The sequence below is a fragment of the Affinundibacterium nitidum genome, from assembly GCF_014284155.1.
In the GTDB taxonomy this organism is placed as follows: domain Bacteria; phylum Pseudomonadota; class Gammaproteobacteria; order Burkholderiales; family Burkholderiaceae_D; genus Undibacterium; species Undibacterium nitidum.
In genome coordinates this window covers 1-243 of sequence record NZ_JACOFZ010000069.1, presented here as the reverse complement: position 1 = coordinate 243, position 243 = coordinate 1, and the positions used below count along the sequence as shown (strand labels likewise).

Sequence of the window (243 nt, the reverse complement as noted above, 5' to 3'; positions counted from 1 at the left end):
GTAGTTTGGTCTTAACGGGCTTTAATAGCGGTACCGGTGTCGTCAGCTACACCTATGACCCAAGTGTCCAAAGTGCAAACAGCGATGTGACCGACAGTGTTACTGTCGCTGTGACGGATGCCTTAGGTGCAACGAATAACGACAGCCTAGATATCCTTATTACGGACAGCAAACCAGTAGCGACAGGTGACATCAACAACATCACCGAAGATGCAGTACCGAACACAGTCACCGGCAATGTGA

Annotated in this window: 1 protein-coding gene; it reads left to right on the top strand. The window is 49.4% G+C overall.

Features of this window, described 5'->3' with window-relative positions:
• A partial coding sequence (locus tag H8K36_RS19070; RefSeq protein WP_222611295.1) for a hypothetical protein occupies positions 1–243 on the top strand: 243 nt, incomplete at both ends.